This is a genomic window from Bacteroidales bacterium, assembly GCA_012517825.1.
Taxonomy (GTDB): Bacteria; Bacteroidota; Bacteroidia; order Bacteroidales; family JAAYUG01; genus JAAYUG01.
This window is the reverse complement of record JAAYUG010000207.1, coordinates 1-1991: the sequence shown is the minus strand read 5'-3', so window position 1 is coordinate 1991 and position 1991 is coordinate 1. Positions and strand designations below refer to the sequence as shown.

Sequence of the window (1991 nt, the reverse complement as noted above, 5' to 3'; positions counted from 1 at the left end):
ACGTTCATTATGGAACGATCTTCCTTCTTCGGCACGGTAGGTTTAAACAAACGGTTCCGTTCAATCTCTTCGTATAACAAAGAGGCTTTTTCCTGGTTCCTTTTCTGCATCGCCTGAACACCACCCTGTTTCTTCAGCCATCGAAGCGTGAGCAGGGAAGAATAGATAGGCAGCACGGGCGGGGTATTGTACAACGAATTGTTTTCTATATGAAGCTGGTAATTGAGCATGGAAGGAATCGGGCGGGAAACTTTCCCGAGAATATCGTTTCTGACTATCACAAAGGCTACACCGGCAGGTCCAAGGTTCTTCTGTGCTCCTCCGTAAATGAGACCGTATTTGCTCACATCCACCGGCCGGCTGAAAATATCGGATGACATATCAGCCACCAGCGGTACAGGCGAAGTCATATCTTCCTTAAGCTCTGTCCCGTAAATGGTATTGTTGGTGGTTATATGAAAATAATCCACATCCTTCGGAATGGTAAAATTGCGCGGAATGTAATTGAAGTTGGCATCCTTGGAAGAGGCAACTTCCACTACTTCTCCAAAATATTTTGCCTCCTTAATAGCCTTTGATGCCCATACCCCGGTATTCAGATAAGCTGCTTTCTTCTCGAGAAGATTGTAAGGCACCATGCAAAATTGCAAGCTTGCACCTCCTCCGAGAAAAATAACGGAATACCCCTCCGGTATGGACAGCAACTCCTTAAAGAGTGCAACAGCCTCATTGACAACTGCTTCAAAATCTTTGCTCCGGTGGGAAATTTCCATGATGGAAAGCCCCATGTTGTTGAAATTCAATACTGCCTTAGCCGTTTCTTCAAAGGTGTACTGCGGCAAAATACTGGGCCCTGCTGAAAAATTATGCTTTTTCATTTGCGTGAATGTATTAAAGGTTAAATTTCAGTGTAAATATCTTCATTTTTTGATTCAATTCCTGAAAACGGATGAAATACCATGAATGTTCTTCAGCTTTTTCTATGGATATCAACAAGTTGTCCTTCCTGAAAAACAGGAATCACCTCCGTCAGATCAGGGGTGAAACAGTAGTCAATAACATCATCGAGTTTATTCTTTCTCAGCCGGCTTCTCTGGGCACATTTTTCCAGATATCCCCTGATATCCGGTTTTGCCAATTTCCATAAATCCAGCGCGGCAAGGGCCGAATCGCAGATAGTGCTGTACCGTTGGTCTTGCAATACTTTTTCCACAATAGCACCGGCATGCACCGTGTCTTCAAGACTGAACCTGTTTTTCCAGCCGGCACATAAGATGATGATATCGCGGCCCATGCCGGTAAGATACCTGCAGGTTGCCGAAAGGTTAATAAAGGCTCCCACAATCACCCTGTGCGCTTCCCTGGCCATATGAATAGCCTGCGTTCCATTGGTAGTGGAATAAACAATCTGTTTTCCGGAAATTTTTTCTACGGTAAAATTAAAGGGGCTGTTTCCCAGATCGGCAAAATCCAGTTTAATACCATCCCTTTCGGCCGCAACAAGAAATCCCTTCGATTTCAAATCCTTTGCCTCCTGAATCGTTTCCACCGGAATAACCGACTGCGCACCGTTCATCAGGGCTGTAACAATGGCAGAGGAAGCCCTCAAAACATCGGTAATAACCACAATCGCTTCCGGATTGTGGAAGGCAGAATACATCACCGGTGAAAAACACACTTCAATCCGCAGTGTCCTGCCGGAGGCCTTGTTCAGCACATCATCCATTTATCGTATAAATAACGGTTACTGCGGTTTGTAGAAAGGAGGTTTCACCACAACAGCCTTGACAGGTTTTTCCCTGATGATGATGAAGATTTCCGTTCCGGGGGCCGACAGTTCGGTTTTTACGTACCCCATTCCTATTCCCTTTTTCAACATGGGGGACATGGTTCCCGAAGTGACTTCTCCCACCTTGTTGCCTGATGCATCGGCAATGGTATAATGCTGCCGGGGAATCCCTCTCTCTATCATTTCAAAACCAACAAGTTTT

Annotated in this window: 3 protein-coding genes; all 3 read right to left on the bottom strand. The window is 45.3% G+C overall.

The window, feature by feature from the left end; translation table 11 throughout:
- Positions 1-878: 3-phosphoserine/phosphohydroxythreonine transaminase (gene serC / locus GX419_13780; protein NLI25767.1), on the bottom strand; the 878-nt coding region annotated here is incomplete at its 3' end.
- A 92-nt stretch (positions 879-970) separates the two neighbouring features.
- Complete coding sequence (locus GX419_13775) at positions 971-1726, bottom strand: 2-phosphosulfolactate phosphatase (GenBank protein ID NLI25766.1); 756 nt, start codon at positions 1724-1726, stop codon at positions 971-973.
- A gap of 18 nt (positions 1727-1744) precedes the next feature.
- Positions 1745-1991 (bottom strand): glycine cleavage system aminomethyltransferase GcvT (locus tag GX419_13770; protein NLI25765.1); only part of this gene is annotated, 247 nt, incomplete at its 5' end.

What these genes read in the sequence shown, in the direction of transcription:
- GX419_13775 (NLI25766.1), bottom strand. Translation starts at nt 1,726, where the DNA reads ATGGATGATGTGCTGAACAAGGCCTCCGGCAGGACACTGCGGATTGAA.